Genomic DNA, 517 nt, shown 5'->3' with positions numbered 1-517 from the left:
GGCGAAGGGCGCCTACGGCGTCTTCACCAAGGTGACGAGCTACGTCGGCGTCACCTACCCGCGCGTCGACGACACCGACATCAACGGCGACCACCGCGCCGACCTGTGGGCCCGCAAGAAGTCCACGGGCGTCGGTTACTCCCGGAACTCGCTGGGCTCGAAGTTCGCCGCCCAGGAGGCGTGGGGGGACTGGAGGGGCGTCAACGTCGTCCTCCAGACCGACCTCGACCGCGACGGCTACCAGGACCTCGTCTACCGCACCACCGGCGGGACCCTGTACTGGGCGCACTACGTGATCTCCAGCAACAGCTGGGCCACCAAGCAGCTCGGCACCGGCTGGAAGTACGTCCGCCAGATCGTCACCCCCGGTGACGTGACCGGCGACTACCTGCCCGACCTGCTGATGGTGGACTCGGCGGGCGTGCTGTGGACGTACCCGGGCAAGGGCAACGGCAGCTTCTCGACCCGTGTGAAGACGGGCACGGGCTGGGGCGGGTTCGACGCCCTGCGCGGCCAC

At 69.2% G+C, this 517-nt stretch carries 1 protein-coding gene; it reads left to right on the top strand.

What is annotated here, in order from left to right; all coding sequences use genetic code 11:
* On the top strand, positions 1-517 hold a 517-nt coding region (locus tag LPA54_RS36510; protein ID WP_368857898.1), incomplete at both ends, for an FG-GAP-like repeat-containing protein.

This window comes from Streptomyces sp. DH12, from assembly GCF_020873895.1.
Taxonomy (GTDB): domain Bacteria; phylum Actinomycetota; class Actinomycetes; order Streptomycetales; family Streptomycetaceae; genus Streptomyces.
The sequence above is the reverse complement of the archived record's forward strand: the minus strand, read 5'-3'. Positions and strand labels throughout refer to the sequence as shown.